Annotated in this window: 16 protein-coding genes; 14 read left to right on the plus strand and 2 right to left on the minus strand. The window is 55.6% G+C overall.

The genetic code is table 11. The annotated features are described in order from the left end of the window. The 4 genes from POTG_RS06795 to POTG_RS24240 form a co-directional block, all read left to right on the plus strand. Positions 1–674, plus strand: a 674-nt coding sequence (locus POTG_RS06795) for an ABC transporter ATP-binding protein (RefSeq protein WP_009224082.1), incomplete at its 5' end; no start/stop codon positions are given. A gap of 216 nt (positions 675–890) precedes the next feature. Beyond that, positions 891–2,414, plus strand: a complete 1,524-nt coding sequence (locus POTG_RS06800; RefSeq protein WP_009224083.1) for an MDR family MFS transporter — start codon at positions 891–893, stop codon at positions 2,412–2,414. 155 nt (positions 2,415–2,569) lie between these two features. Beyond that, entirely contained in the window at positions 2,570–2,911 is a 342-nt protein-coding gene (locus tag POTG_RS06805; RefSeq protein WP_009224084.1) for a hypothetical protein, read from the plus strand. Between the two features lie 25 nt (positions 2,912–2,936). Further along, complete coding sequence (locus POTG_RS24240) at positions 2,937–3,110, plus strand: hypothetical protein (RefSeq protein ID WP_009224085.1); 174 nt, start codon at positions 2,937–2,939, stop codon at positions 3,108–3,110. A 178-nt stretch (positions 3,111–3,288) separates the two neighbouring features. Here the strand turns inward: POTG_RS24240 and POTG_RS06810 are convergent, their stop codons facing one another. After that, complete coding sequence (locus POTG_RS06810) at positions 3,289–3,756, minus strand: MarR family winged helix-turn-helix transcriptional regulator (RefSeq protein WP_009224086.1); 468 nt, start codon at positions 3,754–3,756, stop codon at positions 3,289–3,291. A gap of 266 nt (positions 3,757–4,022) precedes the next feature. Here POTG_RS06810 and POTG_RS06815 point away from each other — a divergent pair, with 266 nt between their 5' ends. The 9 genes from POTG_RS06815 to POTG_RS06855 all read left to right on the plus strand — a co-directional run bounded on the left by POTG_RS06815 (position 4,023) and on the right by POTG_RS06855 (position 14,450). After that, the gene (locus POTG_RS06815) at positions 4,023–5,363 is read left to right on the plus strand and encodes an MFS transporter (RefSeq protein ID WP_157273340.1); all 1,341 of its coding nucleotides are present in this window, start codon (positions 4,023–4,025) and stop codon (positions 5,361–5,363) included. 10 nt (positions 5,364–5,373) lie between these two features. Next, the gene (locus POTG_RS06820) at positions 5,374–5,754 is read left to right on the plus strand and encodes an ATP-binding cassette domain-containing protein (RefSeq protein WP_050769708.1); all 381 of its coding nucleotides are present in this window, start codon (positions 5,374–5,376) and stop codon (positions 5,752–5,754) included. A 335-nt stretch (positions 5,755–6,089) separates the two neighbouring features. After that, a complete protein-coding gene (iolD, locus tag POTG_RS06825) occupies positions 6,090–7,952 on the plus strand; it encodes a 3D-(3,5/4)-trihydroxycyclohexane-1,2-dione acylhydrolase (decyclizing) (RefSeq protein ID WP_009224089.1) in 1,863 nt (620 codons plus the stop codon). Between the two features lie 28 nt (positions 7,953–7,980). Further along, a complete protein-coding gene (iolE, locus tag POTG_RS06830; RefSeq protein ID WP_009224090.1) occupies positions 7,981–8,898 on the plus strand; it encodes a myo-inosose-2 dehydratase in 918 nt (305 codons plus the stop codon). Next, the gene (iolC, locus tag POTG_RS06835) at positions 8,895–9,911 is read left to right on the plus strand and encodes a 5-dehydro-2-deoxygluconokinase (RefSeq protein WP_009224091.1); all 1,017 of its coding nucleotides are present in this window, start codon (positions 8,895–8,897) and stop codon (positions 9,909–9,911) included. Before iolE ends, iolC begins: the two co-directional genes overlap by 4 nt. Before the next feature lie 48 nt (positions 9,912–9,959). After that, positions 9,960–11,411, plus strand: coding sequence for a CoA-acylating methylmalonate-semialdehyde dehydrogenase (locus tag POTG_RS06840; protein ID WP_009224092.1), 1,452 nt, complete (start codon positions 9,960–9,962; stop codon positions 11,409–11,411). A 29-nt stretch (positions 11,412–11,440) separates the two neighbouring features. Further along, positions 11,441–12,490, plus strand: coding sequence for an inositol 2-dehydrogenase (gene iolG, locus POTG_RS06845; protein ID WP_009224093.1), 1,050 nt, complete (start codon positions 11,441–11,443; stop codon positions 12,488–12,490). A gap of 4 nt (positions 12,491–12,494) precedes the next feature. Next, positions 12,495–13,331 carry a 5-deoxy-glucuronate isomerase gene (gene iolB / locus POTG_RS06850; protein ID WP_009224094.1) on the plus strand — a complete coding sequence of 279 codons (837 nt, stop codon included), beginning with the start codon at positions 12,495–12,497 and terminating at the stop codon, positions 13,329–13,331. Positions 13,332–13,421: 90 nt separating this feature from the next. After that, positions 13,422–14,450, plus strand: a complete 1,029-nt coding sequence (locus POTG_RS06855) for a LacI family DNA-binding transcriptional regulator (protein WP_009224095.1) — start codon at positions 13,422–13,424, stop codon at positions 14,448–14,450. Positions 14,451–14,567: 117 nt separating this feature from the next. On the opposite strand, the gene POTG_RS06860 is transcribed toward POTG_RS06855, so the two are convergent. Next, a complete protein-coding gene (locus POTG_RS06860; RefSeq protein ID WP_009224096.1) occupies positions 14,568–15,836 on the minus strand; it encodes an NAD(P)/FAD-dependent oxidoreductase in 1,269 nt (422 codons plus the stop codon). A gap of 129 nt (positions 15,837–15,965) precedes the next feature. Between POTG_RS06860 and POTG_RS06865 the strand changes: the two genes are divergently transcribed. Further along, a complete protein-coding gene (locus POTG_RS06865; RefSeq protein WP_009224097.1) occupies positions 15,966–17,663 on the plus strand; it encodes a two-component system sensor histidine kinase NtrB in 1,698 nt (565 codons plus the stop codon). The last annotated feature ends 128 nt before the right edge of the window (positions 17,664–17,791 follow it).

The raw sequence follows: 17,791 nt of genomic DNA on the forward strand, positions 1-17,791 counted from the left end.
AAGCGCGCGGGCTCAGCTACGCCTTCGCCCGCGGGGCCGAGCCGGTGCTGCGGGATGTTAGCCTCACGCTGTACCCTGGCGAATGGCGGCTGCTGTGCGGGGACAACGGCTCCGGCAAAACCACGTTGTCCCGCCTGCTGATGGGCCTTCTGCGCCCGCCCAAAGGGACGGTGTTCTGGCAGGGCAAGGATACCGCTCGCCGGACGCTGTACGATCTGGCGTCCGAGATCGGCTACGTGTTCCAGCAGCCGGAGCAGCAATTCGTTGCTTCGACGGTGCTGGACGAGCTGCTGTACAGCCCGCGCGCTGAGCTTGGGCTGCGGCCGCGGGATCCTGTGCCGGAGGAATGGCGGCAGCGCGCGGAACGGATGCTGGAGGCGATCGGCTTAAGCGGTAAAACCGGCGATTCCCCGTATTGGTTAAGCGGCGGGGAGAAGCGGCTCCTGAGCGCAGCCTCTGTCATGATCTGCCCGAAGCGGCTGTATATACTCGATGAGCCCACGGCGGGCATCGATTACAGCGGTGTCCGCTTGTTAACGGCTTTGTGCCGTGAGGCGCTGGACCAAGGTGCCGCGCTGATCATGATCACCCATGAGCCGGAGTTGTTTGAAGGCCAACGGGTCAAGCGTTGGCGGATCGCGGAAGGGCAGCTTCAGGACGAAGAGCGGGATTAAAGCTGGACAGGAAACGGTACGATAACGATGAAGCAGACGATCCAATAGACGATAGACGATAGGTTGACAATCCAATAGACGATACGTAAACATGCGGACGACAAACCAGGAAAGGGCCTGTGTTTGTTGTCCGCTTTCTTTTTTCAGAGGGTTAAATTATAATGAATGTTTATGGAATCCTTGCCCGGAAAGTAAAGAAAGGAAGTTTTATTCATCATGAAACCAATGCAATTGAAACGGAATTATATTTTAACGGGCTTGCTGCTGTCCACGTTTTTAGCGGCGATCGAAGGGACTGTCATCGGTCCGGCAGGCCCGCGGATCGTTGGCGATCTGGGCGGCGCCCGGCTGCTGAGCTGGGTGTTTACCGCCTATTTGCTGACCATGTCCGTCACTACGCCGATTTTTGGGAAAATCAGCGATTTGTACGGCCGCAAACCGGTGTTTGTGATCAGTTCCCTGCTGTTCTTGGCGGGTTCGGTCCTGTCCGGCACGGCGCACAGCATGGGACAGCTGATCGGGTTCCGCGCCTTGCAGGGGATCGGAGCCGGCGGCCTGCTGCCGGTGACGTTTACGATTATCGGCGACATTTATTCCATCGAGGAACGCTCCAAGATTCAGGGCTGGATCAGCTCGGTTTGGGGCATTTCTTCTTTGATCGGGCCGCTGCTGGGCGGATATGTCGTGGATTCATTGAATTGGCGTTGGGCATTCTATTTTAATGTACCGTTTGGCCTGCTGTCGCTCTATTTCATCATCGTCTATCTGCATGAACAGATTGAAAAACGGAAGGTGAAGGTGGACTATTTGGGAGCGGTCACCTTTACGATTGGCGTTTCCGCTTTGCTGATTGGGCTGGCGACGGGCGGACAACAGTTTGATTGGGTTTCGCCTTGGCTGATCGGGATTTTTGCTGTGGCGGCCTGCTTCCTGGTGCTGTTCTTCGTCGTTGAGCAACGGGCCGAGGAACCGCTGGTGCCGCTGAAGCTGTTCCGTATCCGGGATATCGCCTTCTCCAATATCACCAGTCTGTTGGCAAGCGCCCTGCTCATCGGGTTAACCTCGTATCTGCCGCTCTGGGTTCAAGGAGTGCAGGGGCAAAATGCGACGACCTCCGGTCTCGTACTCGCCCCCATGTCCATCGGTTGGATGCTTGGCTCGGTGTTGGGCGGCCGTTGGATCATTACCCGCGGCTCCCGTAACACTTCGCTGATCGGAATGGTGATCATCGCCCTCGGTGCGTTAGGATTGGCTACGATCCAAGGCGGAACACCGATCTGGCCGCTGTTGATTTATAACGCGCTGTACGGGATCGGGTTTGGTTTTTCGTTTACCGTATTTACGATCATCTCCCAATCCTCCGTTGGTTATAACCTGCGCGGCGCCTCTACGGCGCTAAATTCCTTCGTCAAATCGATTGGGCAGACGATTGGGGTCACCGCCTTTGGTACCTTGATTAATCTGCAGATTGTTGCCCAGACGAAGAATGGCACGGCGGCAGGGATCCCGATCTCCCAGGATGATATCGACCAGCTGCTGTCTCCGGAAAAAGTCCACTCGCTCGCCCCCAAGCTATGGAGTGAGCTAAAGGATGTACTGGCACAAAGCCTGCATACGCTGTTTATCGTGATGGCCGTGCTTGGCATCGTTGGCATCCTATGCGCTTTCGGGCTGCGTAACCAGGCACCGGAGCAGGAGGAGGACGTCGAGGCGGGCGAGCCCTCTATAGATAGAGCTTAACTTCATATGGGGTTACAGCGGGCGGTCCCTTCATGGGACGGCCCGTTTTGCTTTTTGGCGGACCTTGGGTAGCCGCGGTCTACAGTCTCTTTTGCATCAAACGGTATAAAAAAGCCTGCCTCTCCGCACCTTAACAGGAAAGGGGAGGTGTAACTATGAACAAGGTCATGAACGTTGACCAACACACGCTCGTCAACGCTTGGCAGAAGCAGCTGCCGGAATACTTGAACCCGGGAGACTCCGTACAGGTGCAAGCTGATGGGGCGGACCCCCAGGGGCTGCGGATTCATATCAATGCGGCGGGACATCAGCTTTATTCCTTCGATTTTCAATGCTCTTATATGGACCCGCGCGAGGTTCGTGTCGAGCTGGTAGATGTGGAGCGGGATGGGCAGGCCATTGCGGAGAACAGCCAGGAAATTCAGGAGTTAACCGGAGACTATGTCCGTCATATTCATGAATGCGCGCAAGCTTTGGCGCCGCTGACGAACCCTTAACAACGAGAAAGCGAGGACCTATGCGATGGCACGAAGCAAATCGGGAATCGATAAAAATTTGACGAATGTCGTAGAGGATCTGGACCGGACCCCGGTCAACGCACACCAAGCCCAGCAGATACAGCAAAAGGTGAATGACCGCCGGCACCGCGACATTAACAACCGCGACCACAACAAGGATATGGATCCGACCCATTAGGGTTTGGAGCATTCCATAAAAAATCACCTTATCGGGCTCATGGTCCTGAGATAAGGTGATTTCATCACTCTATTCTATGTAAGGGAATTCTCACGGTAAGAGAATTCTCACGGATTTCCCGAAGTAGGCTGTGTCCAGGTTCATCATGCCGATGAGCCATGGAAACAGCCTATTTGTTTTATTTCCGCAGCAACGGGGCAAGCTTCTCGGCTTCACGGCCCATTTTCTTCAGCAATTCGATCATGACCTTCTTCTCCTCATCCGTCAGCCCGCTCAGCGCGTGGTCAATCCGCTCCGCATACTCCGGATACAGCCGGTCCATCAGCTCTTTGCCTTTAGGTGTCAGATTGGCATAAATTACACGACGGTCGCGCGGGCAAGGCGTTCGGTGCAGCAAGCCGGCCGCTTCCAGCTTATCGATCACATACGTCACGTTCCCGCTTTGCAGCAGCAGCTTCGCGCCGATTTGTTGAATCGGCTGAGAGCCTTTGTAATACAGGACCTCCAGAACGGCAAAGGCCGTAGGATTAAATCCTTGGATTTTGCTCCCCATGACCGCATGCTCGTTGACGCTCTTAAATGATTTGGCAAAAACCCGGTACAAATGCAGTGACAAATCCGTTCCGCGTTGTTCGGTGGTCATCATGTGCATCCCGCCCTTATTTTATATTTGTGAATCTTTGAACTTGATCGAGTACTTGTAATCTTAAACCACCTTAGATTTAAAAAAAATATAATTTATCACAATTTGCGTCTTTTTTGTATGGAAATAAATGTAATTCTCTCTGCCTTAGGACCACAAAAATTTCATTCTGCGGCGCAGGGACGGAATCGGCCCCGAGACGGATGGAATCCCCCTTCCGTTTCATTAAGATAACTTCATAAATCAAAGCGGAGTAGGGGATGTCGAAGATGAGAAGATTGGGGAAAGGTTTGGCCAGCCGGGAAACTTCCGGCCTCTTGCGAAATCGTGCTTATTTAGCGCTGTTATCGGCGCAGTTGGTATCCAACATTGGCGACTGGTTGTATTTGCTCGCCTTGCTGACGATGGTTGGCTTGAAATGGCACGCCACACCTTGGGAAATTACAATGGTCTCGCTTTGTATGGTGTTGCCGGTATTGTTGGGCGGACCGTTGGCGGGCATGCTTGCGGATCGATTTGAACGCAGAAAGTTGATGGTCTTCTCCGACCTTGTGCGGTTTGGGGTGCTGCTCGGCTTCGTGTTCGTAATGGAGATCTGGCAGGTGTACGTCCTGTTGATCTTCAAGGGAATCTTGGACGTCATCTTCTCCCCGGCGAAGAACGGGAAAATTAAAGAGATTGTGCCGCATGAGCAGTTGGAACAGGCCGTTTCCTACAGTGCGATCATTGAACAGGGCACCAAAATTATCGGTCCAGCTCTGGGCGGGATGCTGACGGCGGTATTTAGCGTAACCGTATGTTTTGTGGTGGATGCGGGAACCTTTCTCGTTTCGGCGCTCTTGCTAACCAAGGTGCCGGGCAAGTTGCGGAGCGTTGCAGCATTGTCGAAACCGGTGGAAGGGGAAGCCGGGGAATCAGCGGCATCCGGGAAACAGAAGCGGGGGTTTTGGGCAGAAATGGCGGCCGGCATCAAAATCATCGGCGGAATTCCGCTGCTTGCCATTGCCACATTGATCCTGTGCGCGTGTTTGCTCGTTCTGCAGATCGCCGATTCGCAAGCCGTGGTTTTGTTCCGGGAGATCCCTGGGGTGCCCGATGACTTGCTGGGGTGGTGCATTACGTTTAGCGGGGTAGGCACCTTAACTGCGGCGTGGCTCACGCAGCGCCTCAAGATCACTCCGCTGTATAAAATGGGGATCGGCGGAGCCATGCTGGGGTTGGTGTTCGCGGCAGCAGGCTTTATCGTGAGCCGGGTCACGTTTACCGACGGAGTCATGGCGTTGATGCTGGCATTGTTCGCATTCGCCGGATTAGGCGCGGGGATGACGTTTATCCCGTTCCAGGTCACGCTGCAGCAGCGGACCCCGGAAGCGGTGACCGGGCGCGTTTTTGGAACGGTATCGAGCTTGACCTCGACCGCAACGCTGATCGGACCGTTGTTTGGCGGCTCGCTGGTGACCGCCTTTGGGCCGGAACCCGCCTTCATTGTATCGGGCAGCCTGATGGCCGTCATCGGCTTCCTGCTCTTGTCGATTGCCCCGGCCATTATGAAGCGGGACCGCGCCGCAGCTGTACCGGCAGTGGAGACTGTGGGAGCTGTGGAGGCGTAATGGAACGGAAGTGAATATTCATCAGGCGGGATACGAGTCAGGGATGGCCGCCATCAAACAAATTTCGCTCGAAGTGAAGCCCGGTGTTCTTACCGGGCTGATCGGGCTTAACGGAGCGGGGAAGAGCACCACGCTGAAGGCGATTGGCCTGCTGCCGTTTGCGGACGCCGAGGTGACACTTCATGGCGGGGCGAACCATTATGCTTATATTCCGGAGCAGCCGGTATTTTACGATACGCTGACGTTATGGGAGCATTTGGGGCTGGCCGCCCGCAGCAAAACATCTATGACAACGATGGCGTCTAAGGCATCCACGGGCGTATTGCTCGCCAGATGGCTTGGCGGCTTCTCCCGTGAAATGGGCTTATCCTTCAGACGATGGAGATCGTAGGCGAGGGTAGCCCCCCTTTAAATCATAGGATAGGTCATAAAGCGCTTTACTAGATCCACGAAAAACAACCTGGTATTGTAATTCTGACGCCGGGTTGTTTTATTTTTTGTTTGTTCGCGCTCGTCTCAAAAACCGCCGTTTCGACCGAGAAATCGAGAATTCCTGATTTTTCTACACCTTTGTCGAGATCTACCCAAGCCCCAAAAAATGATTGCGCTCACTGCAAATTTATAGTAAAAAGTTAATTAAGCGCTTCACTTAATTTGAACATAGAAGTTTACGATAAATTGAAAGCGTTGTATTTTTAAGAGATTAATGAAAAGTGGGAGGGCAAAATGCGGACGATCCGGCTTACAATGGCACAAGCGTTGTTAAGGTTTCTGGACAATCAATACGTATCCGTCGACGGTGTCGAGACGAAGTTCGTGGCTGGGGTCATGGGCATCTTTGGCCATGGCAATGTAACGGGCATCGGGGAGGCGCTGGAACGAAGCCCAGGCAAGCTAGTATACGTGCAAGGCAAGAACGAGCAAGGCATGGCCCATGCGGCGATCGCGTTTGCGAAGCAATCGCGGCGCCGGCGCATCTACGCGTGCACGACCTCGATAGGTCCTGGCGCGCTGAACATGGTGACCGCAGCAGGGACGGCAACGGTCAATCGTATCCCGCTGCTGCTATTGCCCGGCGACAACTTCGCCTCACGGCAGCCTGATCCGGTGCTGCAGCAACTGGAAGCCGGCCACGACTACACGATCGCGGCGACGGATTGCTTCAAGCCGGTAAGCAAGTATTGGGATCGCATCGTTCGTCCGGAGCAGTTGATGACCGCAGCGCTGAACGCGATGCGCGTGCTGACGGACCCGGCAGAGACGGGGGCGGTGACGCTTGCGCTTCCGCAGGATGTTCAGGCAGAGGCTTATGATTACCCGGAGGCGTTTTTTGACAAGCGGGTGCATGTCATTGAGCGGCATCGTCCGTCTGAGGAGGCGCTCCGTCGGGCGGCGGAAGCCATCTCAGCCAAGCGCCGTCCGATCATCGTTGCAGGCGGCGGCGTGCGTTATTCCGGGGCGGAGGCTGAGCTGGCGGCATTCGCCGAGCGCTTTGGCATTCCGGTGGCGGAGACGCAGGCGGGCAAAGGCGTCCTGCCTTGGAACCATCCGCTTAACGTCGGCGGTATTGGAGTCACCGGCGGCCTCGCGGCGAATCGGCTCGCCCATCAGGCCGATCTCGTCATCGGCGTCGGTACGCGGTATTCCGACTTTACGACCGCATCCAAGTCGGCGTACCGGGAAGACGCGCTGTTTGTGAATGTGAACGTCAGCCGGCTGGACGGCGTCAAGCTGGACGGGATCCCGCTTGCGGGAGATGCGAAGGCAACGCTGCCGGCGCTTGCGGAAATTTTGGCGGCGGCGGGGTATGCGTCAGCTTACGGCGAAACGGAGATCGAAGCGCTCAAGGCCGAGTGGGATCGGGAGGTCGACCGGTTATATGGGCTGGAACGCGAAGACGGGCTTGCGCAGACACGTGCGCTTGGGGTGATCAATAAGACGATCGGCGACGAAGCGGTTATCGTATGCGCGGCGGGCAGTCTGCCCGGCGACCTGCAGCGGCTGTGGCGGACGTCCCGGCCGGATACCTACCATATGGAATACGGCTTCTCCTGTATGGGCTATGAAGTGAGCGGCGCCTTTGGGGTCTCGCTGGCGGCGCCGCAGCGGGACGTATACGCCTTGGTCGGGGATGGCAGCTATTTGATGCTTCACTCCGAGCTGCTCACCAGCTTGCAGGAAGGGCGGAAAATCACGGTCCTGCTGTTTAATAACCACGGCTTCCAATGCATTCACAACTTGCAGCGCGAGCATGGAAGCGACGGATTTGGCAACGAATTCCGTTATCGGGAGGGCGGCACAGGCCGCTACACGGGCGAGGTGCTTCCCATCGACTTCGCCGCGCACGCCCGCAGTCTTGGTGCAGCTTCGTATAAGGCAGCGAACACGGAGGAGCTGCGCGAGGCGCTTCGCCTGGCCCAGGCAGAGACGCGGACGACGCTGATCGAGATCGCGGTGCTGCCGGGCACCAACACGGAGGGCTACGAGTCCTGGTGGAACGTCGGCGTCCCCGCCGTCTCGACGGGCGAGCGGGTTGTGAAGGCCCACGAAGCCATGAACGAGCGCATTCGGCAGGCAAGAGCTTATTAATCGAAACCGGCAACGGGGAGGGATGAGGATGAGAGATTTTTCTTTTCGCTTAGGGGCGCATCCGATTAATTGGGTTGGGGAAGACGTCAAGGAGCATGGAGCGGACACGACGTACGAACAAATCCTGGATGATATCCAAGCGCTGGGCCTGACGGGAACGGAGATGGGGAGAAAATATCCAACCGAGATCGGCGTGCTGAAGCAGGAGTTGTCCAAACGCGGCATCCAACTGGTCTCGCAATGGAAGTCGGTGCTCTTCTCTGATCCGGCTTATCGGGAGCAGGAACTGGAGGCATACCGGAAGCATGGAAAGTTTCTGAAAGAGATGGGGGCTGAGGTGATAAGCACGTGCGAAGTTGGCGGTTCACTGCACTTTGATCCGCGACGAACGCCAAACGAGCGGAACGTTATTCCTTTGGACGATGCGGGATGGAGCAGCTTGGCTGAAGGTCTTAACGCTGCCGGCCGCATCGCCCGCGAGTACGGGCTGAAGCTGACCTACCACCACCATGGCGGCACGGTCATCGAAGGGCCCGATGAGATCGACAAGCTGATGGAACTGACCGATCCGGAATCGGTGTGGCTGCTGTTTGATACCGGGCACGCGCTGTACGGCGGGGCGGACCCGCTGACAGTGCTCCGCAAGCATTACGACCGCATCGCCTACGTTCATCTGAAGGACGTGCGCGACGACAGGCTGCGTAAGCTGAAGGAAGCCGGCTCCGACTTCATCACCTGCATTCGTGAAGGCGTATTCACGGTTCCGGGCGACGGCTGCATCGATTTTGGGCCGATCATCGCTGAGCTGGTCAGCCGCGGTTACAGCGGTTGGGCCATGCTTGAGGGCGAGCAGGATCCGGCGGAGCATCCGCCGCGGGAATATGCAGCGAAGGCGCTTGCCTATCTGCACTCGCTGATTCCGGCTGAAGGAGGGGACCCTTCATGACAACGTTGGTTTCGCTGTTCCCGGAGAACCGGAGGTTTGACCTCACGGCGCTTGGACGGCTATGTATTGACCTTAACGCGAACGAAATTAACCGCCCGATGGAGCAGACGGTGACGTTCACCAAGTATGTTGGGGGTTCGCCCGCGAATATTGCCATCGGCATGAGCCGGCTTGGCCGGCGCGTCGCCTTCATCGGTAAATTGGCCGACGATCAGATGGGCCGATTTATTCGAACGTACCTGCGCGATAACGGCATCGACGACAGCGGCGTCTCGACGGACCACACCGGCGCGGTCACCGGGCTTGCGTTCACGGAAATCAAGAGCCCTACGGATTGCAGCATCCTGATGTATCGGGATAATGTGGCCGATCTGAAGCTTGGCCCGCTGGAGGTGAATGAATCGCTGATTGCGGAGAGCAGAGCGCTCTTGATCTCGGGTACAGCACTGGCCGCAAGTCCGTCTCGGGAGGCGGTATTCGTCGCCCTGGAGTATGCCCGGGCTCACGGGACTCCGGTCGCTTTTGATATCGACTATCGGCCTTATACCTGGAAATCGCCGGAGGAAACGGCGGTGTACTGCCACCTTGTCGCGGAGAAAAGCGACATCATCCTCGGGACGCGCGAGGAATTCGACAGCATGGAGCGATTCGAGCAGAATTCCGACCGCAGTGACCGGTACACCGCTGCCAAGTGGTTCGATCGCGGTGCGAAGCTCGTCGTCATCAAGCATGGCAAGGAGGGGTCCATCGCCTATACGGAGGATGGCCTGGAGCATCGCGCTCCGTCGTATCCAGCAAAGGTCATCAAGACGTTTGGGGCCGGCGATGCCTATGCTTCCGGCTTCCTTCACGGACTAATGTCCGGGTGGGATGTCGCCCGGAGCATGGCTTTTGGCGGGGCGGCAGCAAGTATTGTGATTTCGAGTCACAGCTGTTCGGACGCGATGCCCACTGCCAAAGCGGTGGAGGACTATATTCAGCGCTGCGAGCGCGGGGAGATTACAGCCGGTTAACTTGAGAGGCAAGTGGGCCGGCCTATAGAAACGGGGAGAACATGCGCTATGAACTCAACGACGCTAAACAACTGGATCGGCGGACAATGGGTTAAGTCCGCATCCGAACTAACGGAGGATGTCTACAACCCGGCAACAGGCGAAGTATTGGCGAAGGTGCCGTTGTCTACGCAGGCTGAGGTGGATCAGGCGGTTTCGGCTGCGGCCGAAGCTTTTACCGCATGGAGCCGGACACCGGTTCCGCGCCGTGCACGGGTGTTGTTTAAGTACCAGCAGCTGCTTGTGGAGCATTGGGATGAATTAGCCCGCCTGATTACGCAAGAGAACGGCAAAAGCTTTAACGAGGCGCACGGCGAAGTGCTGCGCGGCATCGAATGCGTCGAATTCGCCGCAGGTGTACCTTCGCTGATGATGGGGAAGCAGCTGCCGGATATTGCCTCGAACCTGGAATCCGGCATGTACCGCTACCCGCTCGGAGTTGTCGGTGGCATCACGCCGTTTAATTTTCCGATGATGGTGCCTTGCTGGATGTTCCCGCTGGCGATTGCGTGCGGCAATACGTTTGTGCTCAAGCCGTCCGAGCGGACGCCGCTGCTGGCGAACCGGCTGGCTGAACTGTTCCATGAGGCTGGCCTGCCGCCTGGCGTGCTGAACGTCGTACACGGTGCGCATGATGTTGTAAACGGCTTGCTGCAGCATCCCGGCGTCAAGGCGATCTCGTTTGTTGGCTCACAACCGGTGGCGGAATACGTGTACAAGACCGGTGCGGCCAACGGCAAACGCGTTCAGGCATTGGCTGGGGCCAAAAACTATACGATCGTAATGCCGGACGCGGATCTTGACCTTGCCGTCAAGGAGATTATCAGCGCGGCGTTTGGCTCTGCTGGCGAGCGCTGCATGGCTTGCGCCGTTGTCGTTGCCGTTGGCGACATCGCGGACGAACTTGTCGCCAGACTGTCTGAAGCTGCGGACAGGATCAAGATCGGCAACGGTCTCGACGAAGGCGTGCTCCTTGGCCCGGTTATCCGGCAGTCGCACAAGGAACGGACGATTCGCTACATCGAAAGCGGCATTACCGAAGGCGCCGAGCTCGTTCGGGATGGCCGCGAAGATGCGGCGGCAAGCGGCGAAGGCTTTTTCCTCGGGCCAACGATCTTTGATCAGGTGAATGGCGAGATGGCGATCGGCAGAGATGAGATTTTTGCGCCGGTGTTGTCGGTCATGCGGGCGAAGACGTTGGAGGAAGCGATCGAACTCGCCAACCGCTCGGAATTCGCGAACGGGGCTTGTCTGTTCACGAGCAGCGGCGCCAACGTTCGGACCTTCCGGGAGACCATTGACGCTGGGATGCTGGGCATTAATTTGGGCGTGCCTGCACCAATGGCGTTCTTCCCGTTCTCCGGTTACAAGAAGTCGTTCTACGGCGACTTGCATGCGAACGGCACAGACGGGGTCGAATTTTATACGCGCAAAAAAATGGTGACCGCTCGCTGGTTGTAACCAAGCTGAAGTTAAGTGGGAGGAACGACATGGATAAATTAAGAATCGGCGTCATCGGCGCCGGGAGAATCGGCAAAATTCACGTGGGTAATCTCAAAAGACTGCCGCAAGCAGAGGTCATCGCGATCAGCGACTTGTATGCGGACGCCGAATTGGAGAAGTGGGCACGGGAGAGGGAGATTCCGCTCGTCACGAACGACAGCGACGCGATGATTCATCATCCCGACATCGATGCGGTATTCATCTGCTCGTCCACAGACAGCCATGTTCCGCTCATCAAGAGCGCTGCAAGAAACGGTAAGCATATTTTTTGTGAAAAGCCAATCAGCATGGATATCCGTCAGACGGAGGAGGCGCTGGAGGAGGTGCGCCGTGCCGGCGTGAAGCTGCAGGTGGGCTTCAACCGCCGGTTCGATCACAATTTCCGCCGCGTCCGCGAGCATGTCGAGTCGGGGGCAATCGGTGACGTACATCTTATTAAAATTACGTCCCGCGATCCGAGTCCACCTCCGGAAGCCTACATCGCGGTATCCGGCGGCATCTTCATGGACATGATGATCCATGACTTCGACATGGCGCGCTATTTGTCCGGCAGCGAGGTGGTGGAAGTGTCCGCGCACGGCGGGGTGCTGATCGATCCCGCTTTTGCGAAATACGACGATGTGGATACGGCGATCGTGACGCTGCGCTTTGCTAACGGCGCGTTGGGCGTGATCGATTGCAGCCGTCAAGCGGCGTACGGTTATGACCAGCGTGCGGAAGCGTTTGGCTCGCTTGGCGCGGCATACGCCGACAACGACTACGCCAACACGGTGGAGCTTAGCACGTCGTCAGGCGTGCAGAGCGATAAGCCGTTATACTTCTTCCTCGAGCGCTATAACGAGGCGTACATCCTGGAGACGCAGCAATTTATTGACTGCGTGTTAAGCGGCACACCGGTTCCGGTTGACGGTGAGGACGGCTTGCAGGCGGAGCGGATCGCTCGGGCAGCGAAGCTGTCGCTTCAGGAACGGCGGATCGTCAAGCTGTCAGAGCTGGATGTGGCCGGATCGATCCATGCTGAACGCGAAGGGAGATGAGAAAATGCCAAATCTAATCGTTCGTCCTGACAAGGGAGCGTCGGGCGAGCTCCCGCTGCTGTCGGTGACGCCGGAATCCGCCGGTTGGAGCTATGTCGGCTTTGACGTGTACCGGCTGAAGCCTGGGGAGAAAATCGAACGGAGTACAGAGGATCGGGAATACTGCCTGGTGATTTTGGAAGGGAAGGCCCACGTATCAACGGCAGAGACCCGGTGGGAGGCGGTTGGCGAGCGGATGAGCGTATTTGAACGCATTCCCCCGTATGCGGTCTATGTGCCGGGCGGCAATCGGTACGAAATTGAAGCGGTGACCGAGTTGGAGCTGGCGGTCTGCCATGCGCCGGATCGGAATGGCGGCCATCCGGCTCGCCTGATCGGGCCAGAGGATATGGACAGCGAAGTCCGGGGAGAAGGGGTGACGCAGCGATATATTCACCATATTTTGCCGGAACAGAAGCCTGCGGACAGCTTGCTCGTTGTCGAGGTGTTTACGCCTCCGGGGCATTGGTCCAGCTATCCCCCGCACAAGCATGATCAGGATGCCCTGCCCGATGAAGCGTTTCTGGAGGAGACATATTATTACCGGGTGAACCCGCCGCAAGGTTTTGCCGTTCAGCGCGTGTATACGGACGACGGCTCGCTTGATTCAACGCTGGCGATAAAGGATGGGGAGACGGTGCTCGTGCCAAAGGGCTATCATCCGGTGTCTGCGCCTCCGGGTTACGACGTCTATTATCTCAACGTCATGGCCGGTCCCGTCCGCACCTGGAAGATCCGCAACGACCCGGACCACGCATGGACGCTCGAACCGGCAGGCATGCGCAAGACTCAACCCGATTGAACATTTGCAAAGGCAAATGAATCATCGGATAATAGCACAATAGAGAGCGGTAACGCTCGGACTACTATCCGATAATGAATGAGGTTGTTTATGAAAGGGACTACGATTTACGACGTTGCCAAGGAAGCGGGCGTGTCGATTGCGACCGTCTCCAACGTCATTAACGGCAAAGGCAACGTGGGCAAGAAGAAGCGGGAAGAAATCTTTAAGGTGATGGACCGACTTCAATACAAGCCAAGCGTCATCGCATCCGCTTTGATGGGGAAGAAGACGTATACGCTGGGACTGCTGATTCCCGATGTGTCGAACCCGTTCTTCTCCGAAATCGCCCGGGCTGTGGAAGATATGGCCCATGAGGAAGGGTACAGCGTCATTGTATGCAGCACGGATAATAACGACGAACGCATCGAGAAATACATCAAGCTTCTGGAACAAAAAAGCGTGGATGGCCTGCTGATCGGCACCGGCGCTGAAAATGCCAACATTATTGCGCAACTGTCCGAAAATTCCGTTCCGATCGTGATGATCGCCCGGGAGACGCCGGATATCACTGTGCATCGTGTATTGACGGACGACTTTAAAGGCGGTTCGCTGGCGGCGGGTCATCTTCTACAGCTCGGGCACGAGAACATTGCGATCTTGTCGGAGAACGCTAAGTTCAGCAGCAGTAAGGAGCGCGTGAGAGGGTTCCGATTTGCGCTGTTCGAGGCCGGCAAGACGCTGGACGACGAGCGGATTGTTGCCTGCCAATCCACGATCAAGGACGGCAAGCGGGCGACGACGATGCTGCTTCGCGGGCCCAATCCGCCGACAGCCATCTTCTGCTGCAACGATATGCTGGCGATCGGCGCGTTGCAGGCGGCTAGGGAATGCGGCGTCCGCGTCCCGGAGCAGCTGTCGATCATCGGCTTCGACAACACGATTTTGTCAACGGTCACGAACCCGACGCTGACCACGATTGACCAGCCGACGGACGAAATGGCGAAGCTGGCCTTTGGCTTGCTTCTCTCTTCGCCGGACGAAGGGAGCGACGACATCAAACAACGAATCGTTATGGAACCCAAGCTGATCGTCCGGGAATCCACGGGACCTGTACAACACGAAGCTGCCGGCCGTTGAGGCCGGCTCGCCGCATCGAACTGGCAGAAAGATTAGATGAACAACTGTCTAAATGATGGCAAACGGGACGCAGGCGGGATAAACCCCGCAGCGTCCCTTTTTCGTTGTTCCGGTCGGTTAACGCCCTATACTCAGCGCTGCGTTGCGGCCGGCGGTATACCCCGTGGCGAAAGCAGCAGTAATGTTGTATCCGCCGGTATAGCCGTGTACGTCCAGAATTTCGCCGCAGAAATAAAGTCCTGGCATCAGCTTCGATTGCATTGTTTTAGGATCGATTTCCTTTATATTCACGCCGCCGCCCGTTACAAAAGCTTCTTCAATCGATAACGTACCGTAGACCCGAATCGGGAAACGCTTAACCAACTGGGCGAATTGCAGCCACTTTTGCTTCGGAATGTGAGCGTAAGTCAGGTGAGGATCTAATTCGGCTTTTTGCAGCAGGATTGGAATGATTTTCTCAGGCAAATACGCTCTTAATACGTTTTTAATTGACTTTTTGGGATCTTGTTCAGCAAGCTTCAGCGTTTCGTTGTAGACTTCATCCTTGCTTTTATCGGGAGTAAAGTCAACGGAAACTTCAATATTCCCCGTGCCGAACTGCTTTAGAGCTTTGACAACGAACTGACTGCACCGTAAAGCAATTGGTCCTGAAATCCCGAAGTGCGTAAACAGCATGTCGCCATGATGCTCGATCAGCTTCTTCCCCTTAGGATTCCATACGGAAAGGGATACGTTTCTTAAGGACAGCCCTTGCAGCTCCTTGCTTTGAATAAAAGGTTCATTCGAAGTGAGCGGAACTTCTGTTGGAAAAAGTTCAGTAATCGTGTGGCCGGCTTTCTCTGCCCAGGCATATCCGTCACCGGTCGACCCGGTTTGCGGGACGGATTTCCCTCCAACAGCGACAATCACCGCATGGCTCTCCAGCACTTCTCCGGTTTTCAGCTTGACGCCGACGGTTCGACCATTGTCGTAAAGAACTTCCGCTACGGGGCTATTTACCCGGATTTGAACACCTTGGGAGCGTACTTTGTTGATCAGCGCATCTACCACGGTCTTGGCTTTATCGGAGACAGGGAACATCCTCCCGTTGTCTTCTTCTTTGAGCCTAATCCCGAGTCCTTCAAAGAAAGCGATAATATCCTTATTGCCGAACGTGGTTAAAGCGCTGTAGAGGAAACGGCCGTTTCCGGGGATAAACTGGATGAGCTCGTCCAGCTCCTTGGCATTGGTGACATTACATCTTCCGCCGCCGGAGATGCCCAATTTACGTCCTAACTTGTCTCCCTTGTCCAATAAAAGAACTTTAGAACCCTGCTCACTTGCCGCAATGGCGGCCATCAGCCCGGAGGGGCCGCCGCCGATGACGATGACATCTGCTTTTTTCATGTAATATCCTCTCTATTTGTACTATTCTTACTATTTTATAAACCATGAATTATTGTAAAACTTTGTCGGCTATGATTTAATCGAAACTAGAGTCGTATTTTTGTATTCTTCCGCCAGAGGAGGGAGAACGTGGATGTTGTTAAAGAGATCCTGCTTCAAGTGCTGATCGCCAGTTTGCCTGCTTTTCTGTTTCCGTTGACGTTTGAGAAAACAAATTGCTGCTGGCCTCACAACAACCGTAGCGCCGAGGGACATCCCTATGCCGTAGGCTTAATGTATACCTGCTTCACCAGCATGTTGCTTTGCGATATTTTTGCCTCGCGGTTATGGGAAGTTTCCCCTTTAAATTTCGGGATATTGCCCCTGTTTGCTCTCATGCTGTATGGTCGGCTCCGGGACGGGGTTACTTTGGCTCTGCTGCAGATCATCCTTCATCCTCTGTTTGCAGTAAATTACACCCTTATCGGGTTTATCATGGAGACGGGAATTCTCCTGTATCCTTTTGTTCTGCTCACTTCCCGCTATTTCAAAAGAACCGGTCGCCAGGGCAAAGTAGCCATCCTCTCTCTCTACTTTATGGGCGGGGAGACGATGATAGGTATGTCTCCATTTTTGACCGGAAGCCTATCATTCCATTCAGACCTCAACGCTATAACGAATGGATTCATTAATGTGTTAGTGACGATGCTGGTCGGCAGCTTGTTCGTTTACATGATCGAAAGCACCTTGGAGAAGGAGAAGCTGCGCGGCCAAGTGATGCAGCTGTCGCGCGAATACTTCCGCGAAGCGGAGAAGCTTCAGCAAATGATGGACGCCGCTCCGCTAGGTATCGTACTGCTGGATCAACAAGGTTATATTATATCGATAAATGAAACGTTTCTCCAACTCTATCGGACGTACCAAAAAGAGCCGAACGAATCGCGACGCGAGGATCTGCTGCTGCGCCGGTTGAGCGATGTGCTCAGCGGCGTGCCGATTGAGTCCATCGCCTCCCGAGTCGAGCAGTCGCTCGAAGGGCAAACGAAAGTGACCGACTTAATCAAAGCGGATAATCATATTTATTTTACCAGTACGTCTCCGATTCAAAAAAGCAAATCCAACGAAGTGATCGGTGCGGTAGCTATCGTTCAGGATATCACCGAACTGGAAACGCTGCGGATGGAGCTGAACCATGTGGAGCGGCTTAGTCTGGTGGGTCAGATGGCTGCCGGGATCACGCACGAAATCCGCAATCCGATGGCGGTGGTGCGGGGCTTTCTGCAGCTCATGCGGGAGAAGAGCCCGCCAACGCTTGATCATTATTACCGGATCGTGATGGAGGAGCTCGATCGGGCCAATGGCATCATCAATGACTTTCTTTCTCTGGCGCAGAATCGTCCAGTTGAAAGTGAGAAATGCCATCTCCACGACATCATCAAGGAGCTGACGCCGTTGCTTTGGGCAGATGCGAACCTTCGCGGCCAAACGATCGAGGTCAAGCTGGATGATTCCATGCCGGAATTGTTGCTGAATGCCAAGGAGATTAAACAGCTGATCTTAAATCTGTCGCGTAATGCGATGGAGGCGATGGCTGAGAAAGGGCAGCTTACGCTTGAGACCAGAGTGACCGATCAAGGTGGACTGCTGGTGGTCAGCGATACAGGACCCGGGATTCCTTCCGGGCAACGGGAGAAGCTGTTCGAGCCATTTTTCACGACAAAAGCGAAGGGAACAGGGCTGGGGCTGGCGTTATGCCTTAGCATCGTCGAACGCCACGGTGGCAAAATTACCGTCGATTCGACAGAGGGTCAAGGCACAACCTTTACCGTTCTTTTTCCACTCTCCTAAGCCGGGGTTGGGCCATTTGACGTCGATAGGCAGAGTTGCTTTCCTTCCCTATGAATGTATAATTAAATTAATCTGGCTAAGAGCGAGGCGAGTGCGAGAGCTCAAAATAGAGCCATGTGATTATGCAT

Origin of the sequence: Paenibacillus sp. oral taxon 786 str. D14 (genome assembly GCF_000159955.1) — a bacterium.
Classification (GTDB): domain Bacteria; phylum Bacillota; class Bacilli; order Paenibacillales; family Paenibacillaceae; genus Fontibacillus; species Fontibacillus phoenicis.

What these genes read in the sequence shown, in the direction of transcription:
- POTG_RS06800 (WP_009224083.1), top strand. Translation starts at nt 891, where the DNA reads ATGAAACCAATGCAATTGAAACGGAATTATATTTTAACGGGCTTGCTG.
- POTG_RS06805 (WP_009224084.1), top strand. Translation starts at nt 2,570, where the DNA reads ATGAACAAGGTCATGAACGTTGACCAACACACGCTCGTCAACGCTTGG.
- POTG_RS24240 (WP_009224085.1), top strand. Translation starts at nt 2,937, where the DNA reads ATGGCACGAAGCAAATCGGGAATCGATAAAAATTTGACGAATGTCGTA.
- POTG_RS06810 (WP_009224086.1), bottom strand. Translation starts at nt 3,756, where the DNA reads ATGATGACCACCGAACAACGCGGAACGGATTTGTCACTGCATTTGTAC.
- POTG_RS06815 (WP_157273340.1), top strand. Translation starts at nt 4,023, where the DNA reads ATGAGAAGATTGGGGAAAGGTTTGGCCAGCCGGGAAACTTCCGGCCTC.
- iolD (WP_009224089.1), top strand. Translation starts at nt 6,090, where the DNA reads ATGCGGACGATCCGGCTTACAATGGCACAAGCGTTGTTAAGGTTTCTG.
- iolE (WP_009224090.1), top strand. Translation starts at nt 7,981, where the DNA reads ATGAGAGATTTTTCTTTTCGCTTAGGGGCGCATCCGATTAATTGGGTT.
- iolC (WP_009224091.1), top strand. Translation starts at nt 8,895, where the DNA reads ATGACAACGTTGGTTTCGCTGTTCCCGGAGAACCGGAGGTTTGACCTC.
- POTG_RS06840 (WP_009224092.1), top strand. Translation starts at nt 9,960, where the DNA reads ATGAACTCAACGACGCTAAACAACTGGATCGGCGGACAATGGGTTAAG.
- iolG (WP_009224093.1), top strand. Translation starts at nt 11,441, where the DNA reads ATGGATAAATTAAGAATCGGCGTCATCGGCGCCGGGAGAATCGGCAAA.
- iolB (WP_009224094.1), top strand. Translation starts at nt 12,495, where the DNA reads ATGCCAAATCTAATCGTTCGTCCTGACAAGGGAGCGTCGGGCGAGCTC.
- POTG_RS06855 (WP_009224095.1), top strand. Translation starts at nt 13,422, where the DNA reads ATGAAAGGGACTACGATTTACGACGTTGCCAAGGAAGCGGGCGTGTCG.
- POTG_RS06860 (WP_009224096.1), bottom strand. Translation starts at nt 15,836, where the DNA reads ATGAAAAAAGCAGATGTCATCGTCATCGGCGGCGGCCCCTCCGGGCTG.